This window comes from Lacticaseibacillus chiayiensis, from assembly GCF_004123795.1.
In the GTDB taxonomy this organism is placed as follows: Bacteria; Bacillota; Bacilli; order Lactobacillales; family Lactobacillaceae; genus Lacticaseibacillus; species Lacticaseibacillus chiayiensis.
In genome coordinates this window covers 50,740-71,550 of the sequence record NZ_MSSM01000005.1, presented here as the reverse complement: position 1 = coordinate 71,550, position 20,811 = coordinate 50,740, and the positions used below count along the sequence as shown (strand labels likewise).

The following is a 20,811-nucleotide window of genomic DNA, read 5'->3' as shown; positions in this document are numbered from 1 at the left end:
ATGAAATGGATAAACCGGCAAAACGCATCGTCATGATTGTTGGCCCGACAGCTGTGGGTAAAAGTGATCTCGGCATTTACTTAGCTCAGCAGCTTCAAGGTGAGGTCATCAATGGCGATGCGTATCAAATTTATCGTCATATGAATATCGGTACAGCCAAAATCATGCCTGACGAGATGGCTGGCGTCCCACATCATTTATTGGATATCGTCGAGCCAACGATGCCATACACGGTTGCCAAGTTCAAAGCAGCTGCTGAAAATGCAATCACGACGGTCAATAATCGGCATCATTTGCCGATTTTAGTTGGTGGCACCGGTTTTTATCTGAATAGTTTACGCTTGAATCTGCCACTGGGTGGTAAAGCGCCGCCAAAAAGTGTCCGTCAGCGATGGCAAAAGGCATTAGCCGAGCACGGCGCGCTCTGGTTATGGACGCAGTTGGCGCAGCGTGACCCTGTCGCGGCCAAGCAGATTGAACCTGCCAACACACGTCGAGTCATTCGCGCGCTGGAAGTCATCGAATTGACAGGCAGACGGTTTTCCAAACAACCCCAACCTCAACCGCTTTATGACACACTGGTCATCGGCTTGACCACGCAGCGAGCGATTTTATACGAGCGGATCAATGTGCGGGTGGATGCTATGATGGCTGCGGGACTGGAAGAAGAAGTCGCTAATTTGTTAAAAAAAGTTCCGCCTGATGCACAGGCGATGCAGGCCATTGGCTACAAAGAACTGGTTCCATATTTCGAAGGTCAGGCTAATTTGGCTGACTGTGTGGCGCTCATCAAGCAACATTCGCGCCACTTTGCTAAACGGCAGCTGACCTATTTTCGCAACCAAATGCCGACACACTGGTTTGATTTGGTTGCCCATCCAGAAGAAAAACAGGCAGTGGTTACCTTAGTGCATCAGTGGCTGAAGCAACCGGATAAAGGAGAAAAAGATGAGTTGGACAGATAAATTTGATCCCGCCTTATTAAAAATGGTCAAGGAAGTCGATACCCAAATCGCACCGCAACTGGCCGCGATTGATGAACGTATCTTGGAAAACCAAGATAAAGTTTTAAATAGCTTTCAGAAACATCATGTTGCCGAAAGCTATCTAACCGGGTCGACCGGTTATGGACACAATGATGAAGGCCGCGATGTGCTTGAGGCCATTTATGCTGACGTTTTAGGCGGTGAAGACGCGCTCGTTCGGCCGCAATTTGTCTCCGGCACCCATGCAATCGGGGTTGCATTGCTTGGACTTGTCCGCCCAGGTGATGATATTTTGTACATCACGGGCAAGCCATATGATACTTTGCAAGAGGTGCTGGGGCTTGCTGGCAACGGCATTGGCAGTCCTAAAGAATATGGTATCGGGGTTGATTATGTCGATCTTTTGCCGAATGGGGCAGTCGATAATGATGCGGTTAAGGCGCGATTGACCGATAAAACAAAAGTCATCGCGATTCAGCGTTCGCGTGGATATGCGACCCGCGATTCGTTTACAGTTGATCAGATTGCGGCGATGATCAAAGTCGTCCGCAGTGTTTTACCGAATGTCTGGATTTTTGTTGATAACGCATATGGCGAATTTTCCGAAACAACCGAGCCGCTTGAAGTTGGTGCCGACGTCATGGCCGGGTCGCTGTTTAAAAATGCTGGCGGCGGTATGGCTAAAACCGGTGGGTATATTGTCGGTAAGAAGGATTTGATTGAGCGCATCAGTTATCGCTTTACAGTGCCTGGTCTTGGTGGTGCCGAGGGGGCGACTGTCGGTGCGCTGGCTGATATGTATCAAGGCTTCTTTATTTCGCCACAAACAACCGGCAATGCGATTAAAGGCGCGATCTTTGAAGCGGCCTTATTTGCAAAGTTAGGCTTAGATGTGTCGCCAACCTGGGATGCGCCGCGGACAGACCTGATTCAAACGGTTAATTTTGGTAATCAAGCTGATATGGTCAAGTTTGCCAAGGCGATACAGGCCAATTCGCCGGTTGACAGCTTTGTGACGCCGATTCCGGAAAAAATGGCTGGTTACGAAGACGAGGTCATCATGGCCGGTGGGACGTTTGTCGCCGGCTCGACAGTCGAATTTTCCGGGGATGGTCCGTTGCGCCCTCCCTATACGCTTTATTTGCAAGGCGGGTTGACTTACGCGCATATCAAGCTGGCAACTATGGGAGCGGCACAATCGACTTTTTTTGATCAAGCAAAATAAACAACTTGCATGCAAAAAACGTCAGCGTCACTGCAAACGGGCAGTACGTTGGCGCTTTTTTGATCTAGTTTTACCACTGGAAGATTTTAAATCTATGTTAATGTTCGGCTACAACCTGCACGTAAGGCTCACCGTCCGCACCGGTCACAATACCCTGAATCTCTGGTGTAAATCCGGGAAAACGGCGAATGCCGGCAAATAATGTTTGAAAATAGTGAATGGCCACGGCTCGCCAGCGTTCACCTGGCACGACAACGAAAATGCCTGGAGGATACGGCAATGCTCCGGCAACGGCGATTCTGCCTTCCGCAGCTTGCAGTGGCACGGTGTCAAATTCTCCACGGACAAAACAGCGGTCAGCCGCTTGTGGCGTCATGGCAGTCGGTATGTTATTTGTATTTCTGAAAAGTAACTGTTGCTGCCGGGCTAATTTAGCTTCGCGGAAAAAATCGGACATTTGCTGACCCAGTTCGCGTAAAGTCAGATTCTTGTATGCCTCACCAGTTTCAGCAATTAATTTTGGCAATGTCTCGGCAACGGTTTTGTTGGCAAAGAATTCTTTTTCAAATTGTTGCAAAACTCGACGCAGGTGTTGCCAATCGGTCGCGGCAGAACCCGGTGTCACCAAAAATAGCAAACTGTTCAAATCGGCCTTTTCTGGGACAATTCCGTGATCAAGTAAGTAGCGATCAACCAACCAGCCGCTAACACCCAGCGTTTTTGTGGCCGGTAAAAGCACCGTGATTTTTCCAGGATCAAGAAAGGCTTGGTTCGTTTTTAAGTGTAGGAGTTGATGCCACTTGGCGTTAGGCGCCATTGCCCAGGGTTCCGCAGAGGTCGTTGCCTTTTCCGGGGGGATTGCGGTTAATGTCGGATTTTGATAGGCCGAAAACAAGCGAGAATCACTTAAAGAGCGACGGAAGGCGAGCGCTGCCTGAAGAGCATCGATCCAGATTTTATGACCCCGGCGGCCTTGATTGATCGCGGTATTAGCGACCAACGATGCATAAAGTGGGTAGGAGTAGCTAGTGGTGACATGTTTAAGGTACGCATGGTTAAATTGTTCGTGCGTGACATAGCGTGGTTGGCCTTTGATGTGTGCATCTTTTTTATGGATCTGGGACGCTTGGCCGAAGCCAGATTGTTGTTTGTGAACGCTTTGTGTGACGATGATACCGGGATCATCCGGACCCAATGGCACCTGTAAAGGATCCATCGGCTTCATGGCCGGAATGAATGGCTCATAGCCGCCCCAAGCCGCATCAAAGGCGATGTAGTCCGTTAGTGGGCCAAAAAGATCAAGCAACTGACAGATGTTAGGGACAATACCATCGAAGGTTTCCAGTTCAAGAATGGCAAGCCTAAATGGATGTGGTTCATTAGCTTTTTGCGGATCAATGGCGGCCGCCAGTTGACGTAGTCGGTTAGCGCTGATATCAGTCAGATCAAGTGGGCCGATTAACCCCTGCTGCGTACGGAGGGTGTCAAGGTAAATCGGGCGGGCTCCATTTTGCACCAGCGCGGCATTATAGAATGATTTGTGATTATTGCGGTCAAATAAAACCAGATCACCCGGTGTCAGCAAAGCACTGGCGACAATATTATTGGAGCCGGTTGTTCCATTGGTAACAAAATAGGTCTCATCGGCATGGTATAACCGAGCCGTGGCTTGTTCTGCTGTCAACGGACTGCCGCCATGTGTCAGCATATCGCCCAGCGAAGTGACGACATCGCTAGTATCGCTGGCAAAAAAAGTATCACCATAAGCTTGATAAAGTAAATAACCGGCAGGCGCTAATCGATCATAATGGCCGCTGTGGTGACCGGGAGTGGCAAAACTTGTTGGGTTTTCCTGCGCAAAGGTTAATAGATCATTTAGAAAAGTGGGAATCATGGTCTGTTCGTAGCGAGTGGCTGCCGCGGTGATTTGGGTGAGTAATGCCGAATCAAGTCGTGGTGCTTCAGTCACGATCAGCTCGCCGTTTGAACTATTTTGACATTGGCCAATGACAAAGACTGGCAAAGGCAGTTCACTGGCAACAAGTTGGGCAAAGACATTTTGATCGGCCGCATGTACCACCACTGCATTGAAAGCGGCCAAAGGGTAATCATCAAACGGAAGCCAATCGATAGGTAAATTGACAGATTTCATGTTCGGGGTATATCCAACGTGTAAATGTAAGGTCATGATGACAAGTCCTTTCAGAAACCAAGCTACTGTTATCATACGTTTCATGGTTCAAAATACCTAGAGAAAATCTGACTCAAGGTAAGGTTTCGAATTGCCCGGACGATACGAACGAGAGTGGCAAGTTGACTTGGCGGAAAGCGTTTCTCATCTTCAATGACAGACTCAATATATTGGTCTATAACAAGTTAACCGTAAAAGTAAAAACATTTCATTTTTTGCGGTAAATGTCAGAAAAACTTACATGTTGCGTTGACACCGGTTATCTGGTTTGATAAGCTGACATCGTTGTAAAGGAGGATGCCTATGGCTGAGATCGCTGATCTGAGAACGCGATCGGTTTTGCCGATTGGTACAGTTATGTTGTTAACAGACTTGACGGCCCGCCAGATTCGTTACTATGAAGCACAGGGGTTGGTCAAGCCTGAGCGCAATGCCGGCAATCACCGAACTTATTCGCTTAATGACGTTGATGAACTGCTGGAAATCCGCAGTCAAATGGCAGATGGTTTCACGCTGGCTGATGTTAAGCGGTTGAAGCATCCACGTCATCGAGAGGATAGCGATGCCGAAGTTCGTAAAGTGTTGCGCGACGAACTGTTGAATCAGAGTCGACTTAATCAAAGCCCGGATCCGGGTCCCACCATTGGCTTCCGACAATCACACTAAAGATAGGAGCTCACGTGTATGGCAAGAAAAGCAATTACCGCTGATGAGATTCGCCAGACAGTTAAGGATGAGAATGTCTTATTCTTGCGCCTGATGTTTACCGACATTAACGGGATCATTAAGAACGTCGAGGTGCCGATTTCCCAGTTGGAAAAGGTGCTGAATAATAAGATTACCTTCGATGGTTCGTCAATTGACGGTTTTGTTCGAATCGAAGAAAGCGATATGCTGCTCTATCCGGATCTTAACACTTGGCTATTGTTCCCGTGGGAGAATGATCACGGTAAGATTGCCCGGCTGATCTGCTCGGTTCATCGTCCAGACGGCACACCTTTTGGCGGCGATCCGCGTAACAATCTGATCCGTGTCGTGAATGAAATGAAAGAAGCCGGCTTCACAGCTTTCAATATCGGCCCTGAACCGGAATTCTTCTTGTTTAAACTGGACGAAAACGGTAATCCGACAACGAAGCTGAATGATCATGGTTCTTACTTCGATTTTGCGCCGCTTGATATGGGCGAAAACTGCCGGCGTGATATTGTCCTTGAATTGGAAAAGATGGGCTTTGAAGTTGAGGCTTCCCACCATGAAGTTGCGCCAGGCCAGCACGAAATCGACTTCAAATATGCCGATGCGTTAGAGGCTGCCGATAACATTCAAACTTTTAAACTTGTGGTCAAAACCATTGCCCGCAAACACGGCTTATACGCGACCTTTATGCCAAAACCGCTTCATGGCATCAATGGTAGCGGTATGCACATCAACATGAGCCTCTTCCACGATAAGGGCAATGCTTTCTATGATCCAAATACCGATGATCAGTTGAGTGAAACAGCGATGCACTTTCTTGCTGGCGTTTTGCGCCATGCTTATGCGTTGACCGCGGTTAACAACCCAACCGTTAACTCGTACAAACGGCTGGTACCAGGATTTGAAGCGCCGGTGTATGTGGCTTGGTCAGGCAAAAACCGGTCACCACTTATTCGAGTGCCACAGTCGCGCGGACTGTCAACCCGCTTAGAGCTACGTTCGGTTGATCCGACTGCCAATCCTTACTTAGCCATTGCCGCGATTCTTCAGGCGGGGCTTGATGGCGTTAAGAACAAGCTGAAGCCGGAAGAAGCGGTAGATCGCAATATTTACCGGATGCAAGACGATGAACGCAAAGCAAATCATATTCAAGACCTCCCATCAACCTTGCACAATGCATTGAAGGCATTAGCGGCTGATGACGTGGTCAAGGCTGCCCTGGGTGAACATCTGTATCAAAGCTTTATGGACTCGAAGAACCTCGAATGGTCCGCATACCGCCAGCAGGTTTCCGAATGGGAACGACAACAATACCTGGAATTGTATTAATTTCAGCCACCCAAAAGCTGTTGTTAACCTTTTCTTTGACTAACTGGTAAAAACAGTCAAGCATTCACTATATTTAAAAAGGCTTCGGGCGCGATTTCGTCTGAAGTCTTTTTTCGCTATCAGTGAAAGTCACCATCGTCACAAAGCGCGTTTACGCTGATTAACGGATTAATAGTTGAAAACGCTAAATGAGATGGCTACACTGAATTTATCACATTTCTCTCATAAAGGACGGCACTGCTCATGAAATTAAACCAATTCGCGCGGTTGACACCTGAATTTAGTCAACAATTGACGGAACTTGCCCGCATCGGCTTGCCGGCGGATCCTAAAGGTAACTTTGCAGATACGGCTGCGGCTATGTACGCGGCTTTTTTCCCGGAGGCTTATCAGCCCGCCGCCAAACAAGATAAATTCGCTCAGATTGCTGTTGATTCCCGACAGAATCTGGCTGAATGGTTGGCATCGGGACCCGCACAGATGACCCGGCGCGACTTTTACAATGTGGCCCTGCAACTGCTGGGATTTGAAGCCTTCATTGATTTCGATTTGGCGGATCCGTTGGCGTATTTAGCGGCAACAAAGCTACCAAGTGTTGACCATGATCTGCTTGACACCGCGGATTTTCTTAAGGCTAGTTACTTATTATTGGCGACGCGAACCAAACATCTGGTTAACTTTCTCGATGATTTAGCCAACCGTGGCTTTTTCAAAAACTTTCAATCGTCGTCAAAGCAACCGAAGCCGTTATTGTTTAATGGCAAAGTGCAACAGGTTTTCGATGCCCGCCAAGCCATTCGTGAGGTGGTATGGATCGAGTCTGATGTTGATTCAGACCATGATGGGAAACGGGATCTTTTAGAAGCGACGATTTATCGACCAAAAGCCACTGAGCAAGGATTGAAGGTTCCGGTTTTATTTACTGCGAATCCTTATTTTCATGGGACTAATGATGTGACGGCCGCGACGCATGTTCCGGAAACAGTTTTGGCAGTTAAATCGCATGGAGCCTCGAAGGCGGAAGTGACGGCTGGACCGGTTCAAATTGATGATTTACCGAAGCGGGCCGTTACTGGCGAGGCGACAGAGGCGGAGGCTTATGCCGAAGAAAATAGTATGTATGCCTTCAACGACTATTTTCTCGCGCGGGGATTTGCCGTAGTTTACTCAGCCGGGGTCGGGACGCGGTATTCAGACGGTTTTCGAACGATTGGCGGGCCGGAGGAAACTGCCGGCGCCGTGGCGGTCATCGAATGGCTGACCGGTAAGCGCCGGGCGTTCACAAACCGCACTGCAGGCGTTGCTATTAAGGCCTGGTGGTCAACCGGCAAAGTTGCCATGACCGGCAAATCATATTTGGCCACGTTAGCCATTGCTGCGGCGACGACCGGCGTTGAAGGGTTGAAAACCATTATCGCCGATGCCGGCATATCAAGCTGGTACGATTATTACCGCGAAAATGGACTGGTCGTGGCGCCCGGCGGCTTTCAAGGCGAAGACGCGGATGTTTTGGCAGTCGATACGTTTTCGCGGCAAAAATCTGGCGGCGATATGATTCGCATCAAGTCGGCTTGGGAGCGGCATCTTGCTGCGATCACACGCGATCAGGATCGGACAACTGGCGCCTATACCGCGTGGTGGGATGCGCGTAATTACCGCAAAAATGCAGCTAACGTCAAAGCTGACGTGGTGCTGATTCAGGGACTCAATGACTGGAATGTCAAGCCTAAAAACGCGATTCGTTTCTGGCAGGCAATTGCGGATTTGCCGATTCAAAAGAAACTGATCCTCCATCAAGGACAACACGTCTATGTCCACAATGTTCGCTCGCTAGACTTTTTGGACATGATGAATTTATGGCTGACACACGAGTTATTAGGGGTAGCCAATGATGCTGCAGGTGCTTTGCCTAACGTTATCGTGCAAGATAACGTGACCCCGCAAAGCTGGTCGGCCTATACCGATTTTGCTAATCCGGAAGCGGAACATGTGACAACTGAGGTCAATCTGAAGAATGACTTTGAAGCAGCTACTGATCAGTTTACCGATCACGCAACTGCTACGTTTAAGGCGCAACATGACACCAGTGCCAGTTTCGAAAAGGCCATTATCACCCCTAACAGTGCTTACGCTAACAGCCGGTTGTGGTTGACTCAGCCTGTACTTGATCGTGATCGGGTCCTGGAAGGCATTCCGCATCTTGAGCTGACGTTGGCAGTTGATGCGCCAACTGGCATTCTTAGTGTTCGGCTCGTGGATCTAGGTGAGGCCAAACGTTTTGGCGAAACCGCAGCCACCGTTGCGCCAAATGATTTACAGTTAGGTTTTGATTTTAAAACAACCGACATTGTCGAATTCAAGCCGGCCGCCAAAACGACCCCAAGTAAACTGATAACGTTAGGACATATTAATTTGCAAAACCCTAAAAATGCCTATGAAGTGCAGCAGATTACACCTGGCCAGTTTTTTCACGTGAGTCTGGATCTGCAACCGACGCATTATCACTTACCGACCGGGCGTCAGCTTGCATTGATCATCCATGGAGCCGATATGGCGCAAACCATTCGTCCGACAAAAACCACGCATTATCAGGTTGACTTAGCGAAAAGTACCTTAACATTGCCATTTCGACTTTAAAAAACCGTCTCCACTTTCGAACAACATCTTTTACGCCATCACGGGAAAAGGTCGTGAACGGGACGATCATCAGGGATGCCAAATTAATTTATGTTGGGTTGATCACCGATTGCGGTTAAAGAATGAGGTGTCTAGGGAGGCGGTTACAGGCACTAAAGCTATTTAGAGGTAACATTTAACTAACCTTGGGGGAAACAAAAAGCCCGAAACGTCAGGCTTTGTTTAGACAAACTATTTAACTTAAGTGTACCAGCCGGGATTTGAACCCGGGACAAACGGTTTAGAAGACCGTTGCTCTATCCAGCTGAGCTACTGGTACAAATCGTTATTAAGTATACGAGAAGCGAGGGTACGCGTCAACGGAATGTTGAGGAATGAACTTGAACTTTGTAAGCGCTCCTGCTCACGCTCTTGACTTCCTAACAATAAGTGAGTAACATACACTCAATCGCTACCGAAGGCCATTCACATTTTTTAGGAATGGAGGGATTCTGATGGAATATCGAATCCAACTGAACATGAAGACGCAAGAATTCATCGCTATTGATCCGCACAATGCTAACCACACTGGCAAAGGTGAGACAATTGAAAAAGCGTTACAACAATTGAAGAAATAATGTCTTGCTGCTAGTGTGTGACTTATTACCAACGGCTTTTTGGCCAAGGGACTGGTGACATGAACACGTTCTATGCTATATTAGGTTCCTTGGCAGGGGCAGGCTCAGATTTTTTCTGGGCCTTTTTCTTTGGCTCGAAGTCGCGGACTAAACGTTTCCTTGTTGAAACTGTTTGGCTTGGCTATAATTCCATCCAGGGGGTGGCATTTATCATCATTTTGCTGAATATCTTCATTTTAATGGTTACCGCCGCATTGCTGATAACGGTAACCACCCAACTCAGACAACCGATTAATTGGGTCGTTGATGGCATTTTATATGTAGCCTTATTGATCATTAATGCAGCGTTTGGCGGCTGGTTGACTTTCTTTACCCTGATTTATGCGCTTTATATGCCTGCAGTCATCATTGGTGTTTGGCTTTACCGTGAGCAACACTTGCCGCAGTAAATCAGTTTTTGAGAACCGCAGACTTAAATTGGGAGCATCCGACCAAGTAAGTGGTGCCAAGCCAAGTTGAAAAATGGCTGGCAGATTTGTACCAAACGGAAAAGCCGCTATTATCGGCGATATGCTTGCAACTTGGCTTGCTATCTGGTAGTATTAATCCGTTGTATTTGGCACCCCTCCTATGCAACCGCACATCGTTAGGTTTTAAGCGTAAGCACCTAACTTGGCGAGTCTTCAGGGGAAAAGCCGAGAGGCAAAACAGGAGGTGCACACAGTGTACGCAATTATCAAAACAGGCGGCAAACAGTATAAAGCTGAAGTCGGCGAAGCCATTTATGTTGAAAAGCTTGATGCCGAAGAAGGCAAACAAGTTACTTTTGACGAAGTGATTATGGTTGCTGGTGAAGGTGATGCCAAGATCGGCACACCAACCGTAGCCGGCGCAACCGTGACTGGCAAAGTCGAAAAACAAGGGCGCGAGAAAAAGGTTGTTACTTACAAGTACAAGCCTAAGAAGCACTCTCATCAAAAGAAGGGCCATCGTCAGCCATACACGAAAGTCGTTATCGACGCGATTAACGCATAAGAGGTCAGTTTATGATCAAGGCAGTTTTTCATCGTGATGAGCATGGCGATATCGTCAGTTTCGAACTGAGTGGCCATGCCGACGCCGGCAAAACCGGTAATGATATCGTCTGTGCTGCTGTATCAGCCGTGAGTATCGGTGCTGTCAATGGTGTCGAAGCCTTAGCGGGCTTTAAACCTGACGTTGATGCGGATGAGGTTAATGGTGGCCATTTGCAAATGGCACTTAAGTCAGCAATCACTGGCGAACAGTTGCACATTAGTCAGATTTTGTTGGAAAATTTATTGCTCGAACTGCAGAGCATCCAAGATCAATATCCTGATCGCATTTTGATTACGACAAAACAACTAAAACAAAATTAATTCTCGGAGGTGTACGTTATGTTAAAGATGAATCTACAATTCTTTTCTCACCATAAAGGTGGCGGTTCAACATCTAACGGCCGTAATTCTGCAGGCCGGCGTTTGGGCAGCAAGCGTGCCGATGGTCAGTTCGTTAAGGCAGGCAACATCTTGTATCGCCAGCGCGGTACCAAGATCCATCCTGGTGAAAACGTTGGCCGCGGCGGCGACGATACCTTGTTTGCGACTGCTGACGGCGTTGTCAAGTTTGAACGCTTCGGCCGTGACAAGAAGAAGGTTTCAGTTTATCCGGCAGCAGCTGCTGAATAATATTGATGACGTCCCGGTAATCGGGACGTTTTTTTTTCAAAATTTTAAAATGACGTCAATAGGGAGTGGTTTGGATGGATCGAATAACAGCATTGCAGGCGCGGATTCTGGACAAAAAATTAGATGGCTTTTTTGTCACCGATGCCACCAACATTACTTATTTGACAGGTTTTACCGGTGAAGAAAGCGCCTTGCTGGTGACGCCGGAGAAAGCTTATTTTATAACCGATTCCCGGTTTACCGAGCAGTTTAAGCAACAGGTACATAACGCCAAACTGGTGTTGCATCAAGATGGTTTGTATAAGGCGGCGGGAGATTTAGCCAATCGGTTGCAGTTGACTCGCATTGGTTTTGAAGCCGTTCATCTAAATTATGCCGATTACGAAGCATTTGATCTTTTAACGCAGGGAACACTAGTGCAAACACGTGACTTTGTCGAAACACAACGCGAAGTCAAAGACGAGGAGGAACTGGCTTTAATTAAGAAGGCAGTTGCCATTGCTGAAAAAGGGTATCAGCATGTTCTTGATACGATCAAACCAGGGATGCGGGAAATTGACATCGCCAATGACTTGGACTTCTTCATGCGTCAACTTGGTGCCAGTAATGTCTCTTTTGAAACAATCGTAGCTTCCGGCATGCGTTCGGCAATGCCGCATGGCGCCGCAACGGAAAAGAAGATTGTCAAAGGGGATATTGTGACCCTCGATTGGGGTTGTATCTATCATGGTTATATGTCCGATTTAACGCGGACATTTGCAGTCGGTGAGCCGGGAGCCAAACTCAAGACGATTTACCAAATTGTTTATGCGACCAATCAAAAAGTGCAACAGGCTTTGAAACCGGGTGTGACGGGACGAACGATTAATGACTTAGCGCATCACACAATTAATGATGCCGGCTATGGTCAATATTTTGGCCATGGTACCGGACATGGCATTGGCTTGTCGATTCATGAAGGTCCTGGCGCCTGGGGTCCTTATCTCGATGTGCCAGCTGCAAAAGGCAATGTCGTAACCGATGAACCTGGCATCTATGTTCCGGGTCTTGGCGGTGTCCGAATCGAAGACGATTTGTTCGTAACAGCAGACGGTAATCAAAGTCTTAGTCAACCGGCACCGGCTGAATTATTGGTCCTGTGAGGCGCTCTACGTGGCATGGCTGTTGCAAGCATCTTCACCGCTTGCTAGAATAGATTTAGCTTACAACTGAATGTATGGAGGAAGTTCATGATATCTGTTAATGATTTTAAGAATGGTTTGACGATTGAGGTCGACGGTGACCTGTGGCGAATCGTTGAATTTCAACACGTTAAGCCAGGCAAGGGTTCGGCATTTGTTCGTTCGACTTTGAAGAACCTGCGCACGGGTGCGGTGCAGGAAAAAACGTTCCGATCAACTGAAAAGGTTGAAAAAGCGCAGATCGACAGTAAAAACATGCAGTACCTTTATGCTGATGGTGATAATTACGTCTTCATGGACACCGATACTTACGATCAACTGACGCTTCCCGGTGATGAGATTCGCGACCAGTTGAATTATTTAAAAGAAAACATGAATGTTAAAATTATTATGCACGGCAATGAAACTTTGGGTATTGAGTTGCCGAAGACCGTTGACTTGGCGGTAAAGGAAACCGAACCGGGCATTCGTGGCAATACCAGCAGTGGCGGTTCGAAACCAGCTACCATGGAAACCGGCCTAGTCGTTCAGGTGCCGTTTTTCATCAACACTGGCGATGTGCTGACGATTAACACGGATGACGGTACTTACATTTCACGTGCCAATAATTAAGGCTTAGGAGGGTTCTCGCCATGGCTGAAGAAACCAATATCATATTAGCAAATCGGACAGATGCCCAAGGAACCATTGAAATTGTTCCTGAAGTTTTAGAAGTCATTTTGGGCATTGCTGCCAGTCAGGTGGACGGTGTTTATCAAATGCGCGGTACATTAGGGTCTTCAATTAACGCCTGGTTTGGTCGTGCCAACCACGGCAAAGGCGTTAGTGTGACAGTTGCCGATGATAAGATTATGGCTGATGTCTACGTCTATCTGGAATACGGCGTCTCTGTTCCGAAAGTGGCTTTGACCATGCAAGAACAGTTACGTGAACAGTTACTCTTTATGACGGATTTGACGTTAAGCGAAGTGAATGTGCATGTCGTTGGCGTCATTCCTGAAAAAGCGGAAAAAGTCAATCCGGATGATCTGTTTAAAGATGACGACACCGATGAACCATCAACAACAAGCAGCAAGGATGACGATTAACATGGAATCACGACACGCGATCCGTGAAGCTGCCTTTCGAGCACTTTTTGCTTTGGCAACGAATCCGGAAGCAGATAAAAGCGCAGTATATGCAGAGGTTTTACCTAAAGATGCTGAAGTGCCCCCTTATTTAAGCGAATTGGTGGAAGGCGTCTTGACGCATCAGGAAGCGTTGGATGCTGCTTTAACCCCTCAGCTTAAAAAAGGGTGGACGTTGAGTCGTTTGACCAAACCGGATTTAATGATTCTGCGCTTGGGCCTGTATGAAATTCGCTATGAAGAAGCGATGCCGGAAGCTGCGGCAATTAATGAAGCCATCAATTTGGCCAAACGTTATAGCGATGACCAATCTGCTAAGTTTGTAAATGGCATTTTGGCTAATTTTATTGAAGCATCGCCGAAAGCGTAAGTTAACCCGGTCAAAGACAATTACTTTGGCCGGTTTTTGCTTTATACCGGTACTTGACGCGATCGAGAAATCGATAACGTTGATTTTTAGATCAGACAATGCTAATCAAATGGAGAGTGGTTTTTGTGGCAACGCGATTGGATGGCAAGGTAGTTTCAAAACGCATTCTTAGTGAACTCCAGCAGACAGTGACTGATTTGGCACAACAAGGCGTAACACCGACACTTGCAGTCATTTTGGTGGGATCGGATCCGGCCAGCCAGGTTTATGTGCGTAACAAACAACGGCGCGCGGAGGAAATCGGGGTTCGTTCCCTAATGTTTAAGTTGCCAGAAGAAACCTCTCAGGAAACCCTATTGGCTAAGGTAGCTGAATTGAATCAAGATCCTGATGTGGATGGCATTCTGGTCCAGCTGCCGTTACCCAAGCAACTTGATGAACGAGTTGTGATTAATGCGATCGATCCTGATAAAGATGTGGATGGCTTTAGTCCGGTGAGCGTGGGCCGCCTGTGGACCAATGAACCGACTGTTGTGGCCTCGACGCCATATGGGATTATGGCGCTCCTAGATGCCTATCAGATTGATGTCACTGGTAAGCGCGTGGTCATTGTTGGCCGCTCGAATATTGTGGGCCGACCATTGGCTGGTCTGATGGTGAATCACGATGCTACGGTAACCATTGCCCACAGTAAAACGCACGACCTTAAAGCGTTGACGCGTGAAGCGGATATTTTGGTTATTGCAATTGGCGTGCCGCATTTTATTGGTGCCGATGCAGTTAAACCGGGCGCAACAGTCATTGATGTCGGTATTTCGCGCGGAGCTGATGGTAAACTGCAAGGCGATGTCGATGCCGAGGCGGTTGATGCTATTGCCGGTGCTTTAACGCCGGTACCGGGTGGCGTGGGGCCAATGACGATTGCCTCGCTAATGGCCCAAACAGTTGAACTGGCAAAGAGGCGATTGCATGGTTGATTCCGACCAGTACTTAAGTGTCACAGCACTTACCCAGTACCTAAAACGTAAATTCGATGCAGATCCTTATCTGGCAAAGGTTTATCTAACCGGTGAAATTTCTAATTATCGCAAACGGGTTGGCAATCAATATTTTTCACTTAAAGATGATCACGCCAAAATTGGTGCCTTGATGTTCCGGAATGCCTTTAGCAAGTTGCAATTCAATCTTGAAGAAGGCATGAAGGTTCTGGCAGTTGGCCGCGTCAGTCTGTATGAACCAAGCGGCGAATACCGGCTGATTGTGGAACGTTTGGAACCAGACGGCGTTGGCGCACTCTACCAAGCCTTTGAACAGTTAAAGAAAAAGCTGGCTAGCGAAGGGCTATTTGATCGTAACAAACGCCCGCTGCCGTTGTTTCCTAAACGTGTGGCGGTTGTGACCAGTCCCAGCGGTGCGGTGATTCAGGATATCATGACCACTGTGGCGCGCCGTTATCCGATTCTACAGCTGACCCTTTTTCCGGCGGTTGTCCAAGGCGATCAGGCGGCGGATTCGATTGTCAAACAGCTGAACCGCATTAAGGCCATGTCGGGCTTTGATGCCGTGATTATCGGCCGCGGTGGCGGTTCAATTGAAGACCTGTGGCCGTTTAACGAAGAGAAAGTGGCGCGGGCTTTAGTCGACATGCCCATTCCGATTGTGAGTTCAGTCGGACATGAAACCGATACAACGATTACCGACTTTATTGCCGATCGTCGTGCTGCCACACCAACAGCTGCTGCTGAAATTGTAACGCCTGTGACCTTGGTAGACGCACTTAATCGCATCTCGGAAGATCGTGTGCGTCTGGTTAATGCGATGCACAACCGACTCCAAAATGCTGCAAGCCGACTTCAGCGCTCTGCAGAAAGCGTCGTCTTAACCCAGCCTGATCGTTTGTACGACCAGTACGTGCAACGCGTTGATCAATTGCGGCAGCGGCTTAATCAAATCATGGTCAATCAATTGCGTGAAAATGACCATCGTTTGGCCATGGCGACGCAACAACTTGATGGACGCCAATTACTGATAAAAGTCGTGAACCTCAAACGGCAGCTGGTCGATGATCTACACCGCCTGGATCGGGCGGTCGTCAGTGTGGTTAAAGTCAAGCGTCAAGCGGTAGCTAATGCAGCGCTGGGGCTGGACCATTTGAGTCCGCTGAAGATACTCGGCCGGGGATTTGCTTACGTGACAGATGATGCCGGGCAGATGCTTAAGAAGACGAGTGACTATGCCGTCGATGCCGATATCCACATTCATGTTGCGGATGGCCAAATTGGCGCTCGTGTAATAGCAAAGGAGAAGAAACATGGCTGAACCTACGTTTGAAGAGAAACTTGCCCAACTTGAAGCAATTGTCAATCAACTGGAGCAAGGCGATGTACCACTTGAAAAGGCTTTGGATCAATTTAAAGCCGGCGTGAAATTGAGTCAGGAACTTGAGAAAACGCTGAAGTCAGCTGAAAAAACGGTGACAGAAATGGTGAGCGACGATGGCACCACGCAACCGTTTCAACCTAAAGAAGGCCAACAATGAATCCGATCTTAAGTCAGTGGCGGACAGCCGTTGAGCATACATTAAATGAAACACTGGCAAAGGTGCCTAACCCGCATTTGCGTGCTGCGATGGCTTACTCCGTCGATGCTGGCGGCAAACGATTGCGGCCTTTGTTGTTGTTGAGTGTTGTGGCAATGTATGACGGTGTGATCGCTGAAGCCTTACCAGCAGCTGCTGCACTTGAATATGTGCATACTTATTCATTGATTCATGACGATTTGCCCGCGATGGATAATGATGATTTGCGGCGCGGCAAGCCAACGAATCACAAACAGTTTGGCGAAGCGTTGGCGATCTTGGCCGGTGACGCACTTTTAACCGATGCCTTTGCCTTATTGAGCCAACATTATCCGGAAAAAGGCGCTGCGCTGGTTCAGATTCTTGCTGAAGCGGCTGGCAGTTCCGGGATGGTTGAAGGCCAAGTCCTCGATATGGACGGTGAGCGGGTTAACTATGATCTGGCGACACTGAAGCATATGCACCAAGCTAAAACCGGTGCTTTGATTCAAGCCGCTGTGGCGATGGGTACCGTATTCATCACGATTCCCGAAGCTGATCAGGCAGCACTGGCGAATTTTGCGACTGCTTTTGGCCTCGGTTTTCAGATCAAAGATGATATTAATGATGTCACCAAAACAACTGCTGAGTTAGGCAAAACAGCGGATAAGGATGTGGCCGAACATAAAAACACTTTCCCCGAGCTACTTGGACTAAAAGGTGCTGAGCAGGCGTTGGCAACTCAGATTCAGCAGGCTGATGCAGCGTTAAAGAGCTTAACTGTTGATGCTGCGGCACTTCAATCGATTTTGGCGGTGTTGAAATAATGGAAAAAGTCAAAAAAGAACGGGTAGACGTCCTGCTAGTTGAACAAGGGCTGTTTGAATCACGGGAGCAGGCTAAACGCTCCGTCATGGCCGGTGAAGTGTATGATCAGAATAATCAACGATTAGATAAGCCTGGTGTCAAGATCCCAGGTGACGCGATCCTGCATGTGAAAGGCAAAAAAATGTCGTATGTCAGTCGCGGCGGACTCAAACTGGCCAAGGCTCTGAAATCGTTTCACCTTGATCTAACCGGGAAAACGGTTTTGGATATCGGTGCGTCTACGGGCGGTTTCACCGACGTTGCGTTACAAAACGGTGCCAAGATGAGCTATGCCTTGGATGTCGGCTATAATCAATTGGCATGGAAGTTACGCGAAGATCCGCGGGTCAAAGTGATGGAACGCGTGAATTTTCGCTACAGTAAACCGGAAGATTTTACTGACGGCCCGGTTGAATTTGCGATGACGGATGTTAGCTTTATTTCATTGAAGTTGATTTTACCACCACTAAAGGCGATTCTGATTCCCGATGGCCACGCGGTTGCGTTAATTAAACCGCAGTTTGAAGCTGGTCCGGCCCATGTCGGCAAGCACGGCATTGTCCGTGATCCCCAAGTGCATCGCGATGTTTTAAAAATGGTCGTTGACTTTGCCAGTGCGACTGGTTACAACGTTTTGGGGTTAGACTATAGCCCGATTAAAGGCGGAGAAGGTAATATTGAATTTTTAATTCATTTGCAAAATGCCGAACAAACTCCGGGTGAGGTCGCGTCAAATGTGGATATTGAGGCAACTTTAAAGGCAGCTTATGCCGAATTGAAACGCCCTTAATGTATATTTATGCAAAAACGTGGCAACCCTGCAGTGCATGCGCTATGCTAAAGCTGAAGCATTCTGAGCTACTGGGATGCCATTTTTGATAGAGGTGAGCATATGCGCAAGCGTGAACGACAAGCAATCATCCAGCGGTTAATTCGGGATGAACCCATTGAGCGGCAAGAAGACTTGGTGGCGCGCCTTAACGATCTGAACATTCCGGTAACGCAAGCAACCATTTCACGCGATATTAAAGAAATGCAGTTGATTAAAGTGCCAGCAGGTGAAGGCCACTATCGTTACAGCATGCCGGTTGAAAAGCAGCTTCCTGCAACTGACAAATTGAAGCGGACGCTTGTAACAGCGATGAAGTGGGGCGAAGCCATGGATAACTTCGTCCATTTAGCGTTGTTACCGGGAACGGCTGCAGCAGTTGAAACGTTAATTGAGCAGCTAGACGATCAGCGTATTTTTGCAACGATTAGTGGTGATGCCTCTATTTTGATTATTTGTCGGTCGGCGCAATATGCGTCAGCAGTGTTGTCTGAACTTGAGGCAATGGTGGGGTGAAGCAATGTTACAAGAGTTAGCAATTCATGATTTTGCTATCATTGACAACTTGGCACTGAGCTTTCAGCCGGGGATGACGGCACTTACAGGAGAAACCGGTGCCGGTAAGTCAATCATTATTGATGCAGTCGGTCTGCTTGCCGGTGGGCGCGGATCAGTGGACTTCATTCGGACCGGTACCGCCAAAGCCAGTTTGGAGGGCTTGTTTGATGCGCAAGCTAATCCGGCTACTGAAGCCAAATTGCAAGCATATGGGGTCATGGATCCGGATCAAAATGACACGGTTTTATTGCAGCGAGAGTTATTCCGAAGCGGTCGCAATGTTTGCCGTGTCAATGGACATTTAGTGAATACCGCAACGTTGAAGGCAATTGGTGAAACGCTGGTGGATATTCATGGCCAAAACGAACATCAACAGTTGATGCATCCCGAGACGCATCTAGGTTTACTGGATGCGTTTGCGGGGGATGATCTGCTTAAAATCCGTCAACAATATGCCGAAATCTACCGTCATTACCAACATACGCTCCAGGCAGTCAAGCAAAAACAGGCAAACGAACAGGAATGGGCGCAACGACTGGATATGCTGAAGTTCCAGGTTAATGAAATTCAAAGCGCAGATCTGCAGCCGCATGAAGATACGGATCTAAGTGCCGAACGGGAGCGCCTGGCCAATTTTCAAAAGATTAATTCCGCGTTACAGGAAAGCTATGCCTTGCTAAGCGACGAAGAGGTTAATGCGCTTGACCAAATCGGCCAGGCAATGTCGAGCATGCAAAGTATCGCGGATTTGGATCCTGATTTTGCGGCCATTGCGGATAATCTGCAAAGCGCCTATTACAGTTTGCAGGATGTCCAAAATGACTTATCTAACGAGCTTGACGACCAGGAATTTGATGAGGGTCGGCTTGATGAGGTTGAAAAGCGTCTTGATTTATTTAATCAGCTCAAACGCAAATACGGTGAAACACTTGACGAAGTGATTGCCTATGGTAAACGTGCGGCCGCAGAATTAAACCAGATGGAGCAAGCCGAAACTTCGGTCGAAGATCTGGACAGTACTTTAAAGGAATCTCGAGCGCAGTTGCAAAAACTGGGGTTGGCCTTGTCCAAGCGACGGCATGCAGCGGCCAAAGAACTGACCAAAGCGATTCATGAACAACTGGCATCACTATACATGGATAAGACAGTCTTCTCGGTTCATTTCACGAAGGCCAAAGATTTTCGTCCTGACGGTTTGGACGAAGCTGTTTTCTATATTCAAACTAATCCCGGTGAAGAAGCAAAACCACTGGCTAAGATTGCCTCTGGTGGTGAACTGTCGCGTTTGATGCTTGCGATGAAAACTATTTTTGCTCGGTCAGAAGGTGTGACAGCCATTATCTTCGATGAAGTAGACACAGGCGTATCGGGCCGGGTCGCTCAGGCGATTGCCAATAAAATCAGTTTGATTGCCAAATCTTCGCAGGTTCTTTGTATTACGCACTTGCCGCAAGTTGCCGCTATGGCTGATCATGAGTATGTCATCAGCAAGAACGTTTATGACGGGCGAACTACCACGCAAGTTAACAAATTAACGGCTAAAGCGCGGGTCGATGAAATTGCCCGGATGCTGGCTGGTGAAAAGATCACCAAACTGACGGTTGAACACGCGGAAGAGTTGTTGAAAATGGCCGATGAATTTAAACACGGTCGGACATGAATTTATTTGGTATTCAAGCCTAGGCAATCGGGTTCCAGCCGTGCCAAACTTCGCAATCTCCGGCCAGCTGGGTTGGCGACGCGAAGTTAGAGCGGAGGCATGGCTGATTCTTATCTGGCCTACGATTGCTCCGCTTTGGCACTAATATCTTAACAACTCGAACGAACTATCCTTGTGGAAGAAAAAAAGAACGTATTCCCGTAATCAATTTGGAATGCGTTCTTTTTTATTTTGGGTGTCGAAAATTATGATCCATTTTCATCATTTTTAGTTTT

At 47.8% G+C, this 20,811-nt stretch carries 22 protein-coding genes, 1 tRNA gene and 1 other annotated feature; of the genes, 21 read left to right on the top strand and 2 right to left on the bottom strand.

From position 1 onward, the window contains the following. The first annotated feature begins 5 nt into the window (after positions 1–5). Both miaA and BVJ53_RS02505 read left to right on the top strand, forming a co-directional pair. Positions 6–965: a tRNA (adenosine(37)-N6)-dimethylallyltransferase MiaA gene (miaA, locus tag BVJ53_RS02510; RefSeq protein WP_129301002.1), complete on the top strand. Its 960-nt coding sequence runs from the start codon at positions 6–8 to the stop codon at positions 963–965. Further along, complete coding sequence (locus BVJ53_RS02505) at positions 949–2,211, top strand: methionine gamma-lyase family protein (protein ID WP_129301001.1); 1,263 nt, start codon at positions 949–951, stop codon at positions 2,209–2,211. The genes miaA and BVJ53_RS02505 overlap by 17 nt, the downstream gene beginning before the upstream one ends. A 97-nt stretch (positions 2,212–2,308) precedes the next feature. Here the strand turns inward: BVJ53_RS02505 and BVJ53_RS02500 are convergent, their stop codons facing one another. Next, entirely contained in the window at positions 2,309–4,399 is a 2,091-nt protein-coding gene (locus BVJ53_RS02500) for an Orn/Lys/Arg family decarboxylase (RefSeq protein ID WP_129301146.1), read from the bottom strand. A 306-nt stretch (positions 4,400–4,705) separates the two neighbouring features. On the opposite strand from BVJ53_RS02500, the gene BVJ53_RS02495 reads away from it, so the two are divergent. The 3 genes from BVJ53_RS02495 to BVJ53_RS02485 all read left to right on the top strand — a co-directional run bounded on the left by BVJ53_RS02495 (position 4,706) and on the right by BVJ53_RS02485 (position 9,064). After that, positions 4,706–5,068, top strand: coding sequence for a MerR family transcriptional regulator (locus BVJ53_RS02495; RefSeq protein ID WP_010487965.1), 363 nt, complete (start codon positions 4,706–4,708; stop codon positions 5,066–5,068). Between the two features lie 18 nt (positions 5,069–5,086). After that, complete coding sequence (gene glnA / locus BVJ53_RS02490) at positions 5,087–6,427, top strand: type I glutamate--ammonia ligase (protein WP_129301000.1); 1,341 nt, start codon at positions 5,087–5,089, stop codon at positions 6,425–6,427. Between the two features lie 243 nt (positions 6,428–6,670). Beyond that, positions 6,671–9,064 carry a Xaa-Pro dipeptidyl-peptidase gene (locus BVJ53_RS02485; RefSeq protein ID WP_129300999.1) on the top strand — a complete coding sequence of 798 codons (2,394 nt, stop codon included), beginning with the start codon at positions 6,671–6,673 and terminating at the stop codon, positions 9,062–9,064. Positions 9,065–9,309: 245 nt separating this feature from the next. Here the strand turns inward: BVJ53_RS02485 and BVJ53_RS02480 are convergent. Beyond that, positions 9,310–9,383, bottom strand: a tRNA-Arg gene (locus tag BVJ53_RS02480). A 175-nt stretch (positions 9,384–9,558) separates the two neighbouring features. Between BVJ53_RS02480 and BVJ53_RS15440 the strand changes: the two genes are divergently transcribed. The 16 genes from BVJ53_RS15440 to recN all read left to right on the top strand — a co-directional run bounded on the left by BVJ53_RS15440 (position 9,559) and on the right by recN (position 20,536). Beyond that, entirely contained in the window at positions 9,559–9,681 is a 123-nt protein-coding gene (locus tag BVJ53_RS15440) for a hypothetical protein (RefSeq protein WP_129300998.1), read from the top strand. 239 nt (positions 9,682–9,920) lie between these two features. Further along, the gene (locus BVJ53_RS02470) at positions 9,921–10,130 is read left to right on the top strand and encodes a hypothetical protein (RefSeq protein WP_129301145.1); all 210 of its coding nucleotides are present in this window, start codon (positions 9,921–9,923) and stop codon (positions 10,128–10,130) included. Positions 10,131–10,305: 175 nt separating this feature from the next. Then, positions 10,306–10,374, top strand: a sequence feature (ribosomal protein L21 leader region). 30 nt (positions 10,375–10,404) lie between these two features. Then, entirely contained in the window at positions 10,405–10,716 is a 312-nt protein-coding gene (gene rplU / locus BVJ53_RS02465; protein ID WP_005684402.1) for a 50S ribosomal protein L21, read from the top strand. An 11-nt stretch (positions 10,717–10,727) separates the two neighbouring features. Further along, on the top strand, positions 10,728–11,078 hold the full coding sequence (locus BVJ53_RS02460; protein ID WP_129300997.1) for a ribosomal-processing cysteine protease Prp: 351 nt from the start codon (positions 10,728–10,730) through the stop codon (positions 11,076–11,078). 18 nt (positions 11,079–11,096) lie between these two features. Then, positions 11,097–11,387: a 50S ribosomal protein L27 gene (gene rpmA / locus BVJ53_RS02455; RefSeq protein ID WP_003564659.1), complete on the top strand. Its 291-nt coding sequence runs from the start codon at positions 11,097–11,099 to the stop codon at positions 11,385–11,387. Positions 11,388–11,461: 74 nt separating this feature from the next. Continuing rightward, positions 11,462–12,529, top strand: a complete 1,068-nt coding sequence (locus tag BVJ53_RS02450) for a M24 family metallopeptidase (protein ID WP_129300996.1) — start codon at positions 11,462–11,464, stop codon at positions 12,527–12,529. 87 nt (positions 12,530–12,616) lie between these two features. Beyond that, a complete protein-coding gene (gene efp, locus BVJ53_RS02445) occupies positions 12,617–13,180 on the top strand; it encodes an elongation factor P (protein WP_129300995.1) in 564 nt (187 codons plus the stop codon). A 20-nt stretch (positions 13,181–13,200) separates the two neighbouring features. Beyond that, entirely contained in the window at positions 13,201–13,656 is a 456-nt protein-coding gene (locus BVJ53_RS02440; RefSeq protein WP_129300994.1) for an Asp23/Gls24 family envelope stress response protein, read from the top strand. 1 nt (position 13,657) lies between these two features. Further along, the gene (nusB, locus tag BVJ53_RS02435) at positions 13,658–14,065 is read left to right on the top strand and encodes a transcription antitermination factor NusB (protein ID WP_129300993.1); all 408 of its coding nucleotides are present in this window, start codon (positions 13,658–13,660) and stop codon (positions 14,063–14,065) included. A gap of 125 nt (positions 14,066–14,190) precedes the next feature. After that, a complete protein-coding gene (gene folD / locus BVJ53_RS02430; RefSeq protein ID WP_129300992.1) occupies positions 14,191–15,042 on the top strand; it encodes a bifunctional methylenetetrahydrofolate dehydrogenase/methenyltetrahydrofolate cyclohydrolase FolD in 852 nt (283 codons plus the stop codon). Then, complete coding sequence (gene xseA / locus BVJ53_RS02425) at positions 15,035–16,384, top strand: exodeoxyribonuclease VII large subunit (RefSeq protein WP_129300991.1); 1,350 nt, start codon at positions 15,035–15,037, stop codon at positions 16,382–16,384. Before folD ends, xseA begins: the two co-directional genes overlap by 8 nt. Then, entirely contained in the window at positions 16,377–16,604 is a 228-nt protein-coding gene (locus BVJ53_RS02420; RefSeq protein WP_010487989.1) for an exodeoxyribonuclease VII small subunit, read from the top strand. Before xseA ends, BVJ53_RS02420 begins: the two co-directional genes overlap by 8 nt. Next, positions 16,601–17,449, top strand: coding sequence for a polyprenyl synthetase family protein (locus tag BVJ53_RS02415; RefSeq protein ID WP_129300990.1), 849 nt, complete (start codon positions 16,601–16,603; stop codon positions 17,447–17,449). Before BVJ53_RS02420 ends, BVJ53_RS02415 begins: the two co-directional genes overlap by 4 nt. Then, the gene (locus BVJ53_RS02410; RefSeq protein ID WP_129300989.1) at positions 17,449–18,279 is read left to right on the top strand and encodes a TlyA family RNA methyltransferase; all 831 of its coding nucleotides are present in this window, start codon (positions 17,449–17,451) and stop codon (positions 18,277–18,279) included. Before BVJ53_RS02415 ends, BVJ53_RS02410 begins: the two co-directional genes overlap by 1 nt. Positions 18,280–18,381: 102 nt before the next feature. Next, positions 18,382–18,834, top strand: coding sequence for an arginine repressor (locus tag BVJ53_RS02405; RefSeq protein WP_025012428.1), 453 nt, complete (start codon positions 18,382–18,384; stop codon positions 18,832–18,834). Between the two features lie 4 nt (positions 18,835–18,838). Further along, the gene (recN, locus tag BVJ53_RS02400; RefSeq protein WP_129300988.1) at positions 18,839–20,536 is read left to right on the top strand and encodes a DNA repair protein RecN; all 1,698 of its coding nucleotides are present in this window, start codon (positions 18,839–18,841) and stop codon (positions 20,534–20,536) included. Positions 20,537–20,811 lie beyond the last annotated feature (275 nt).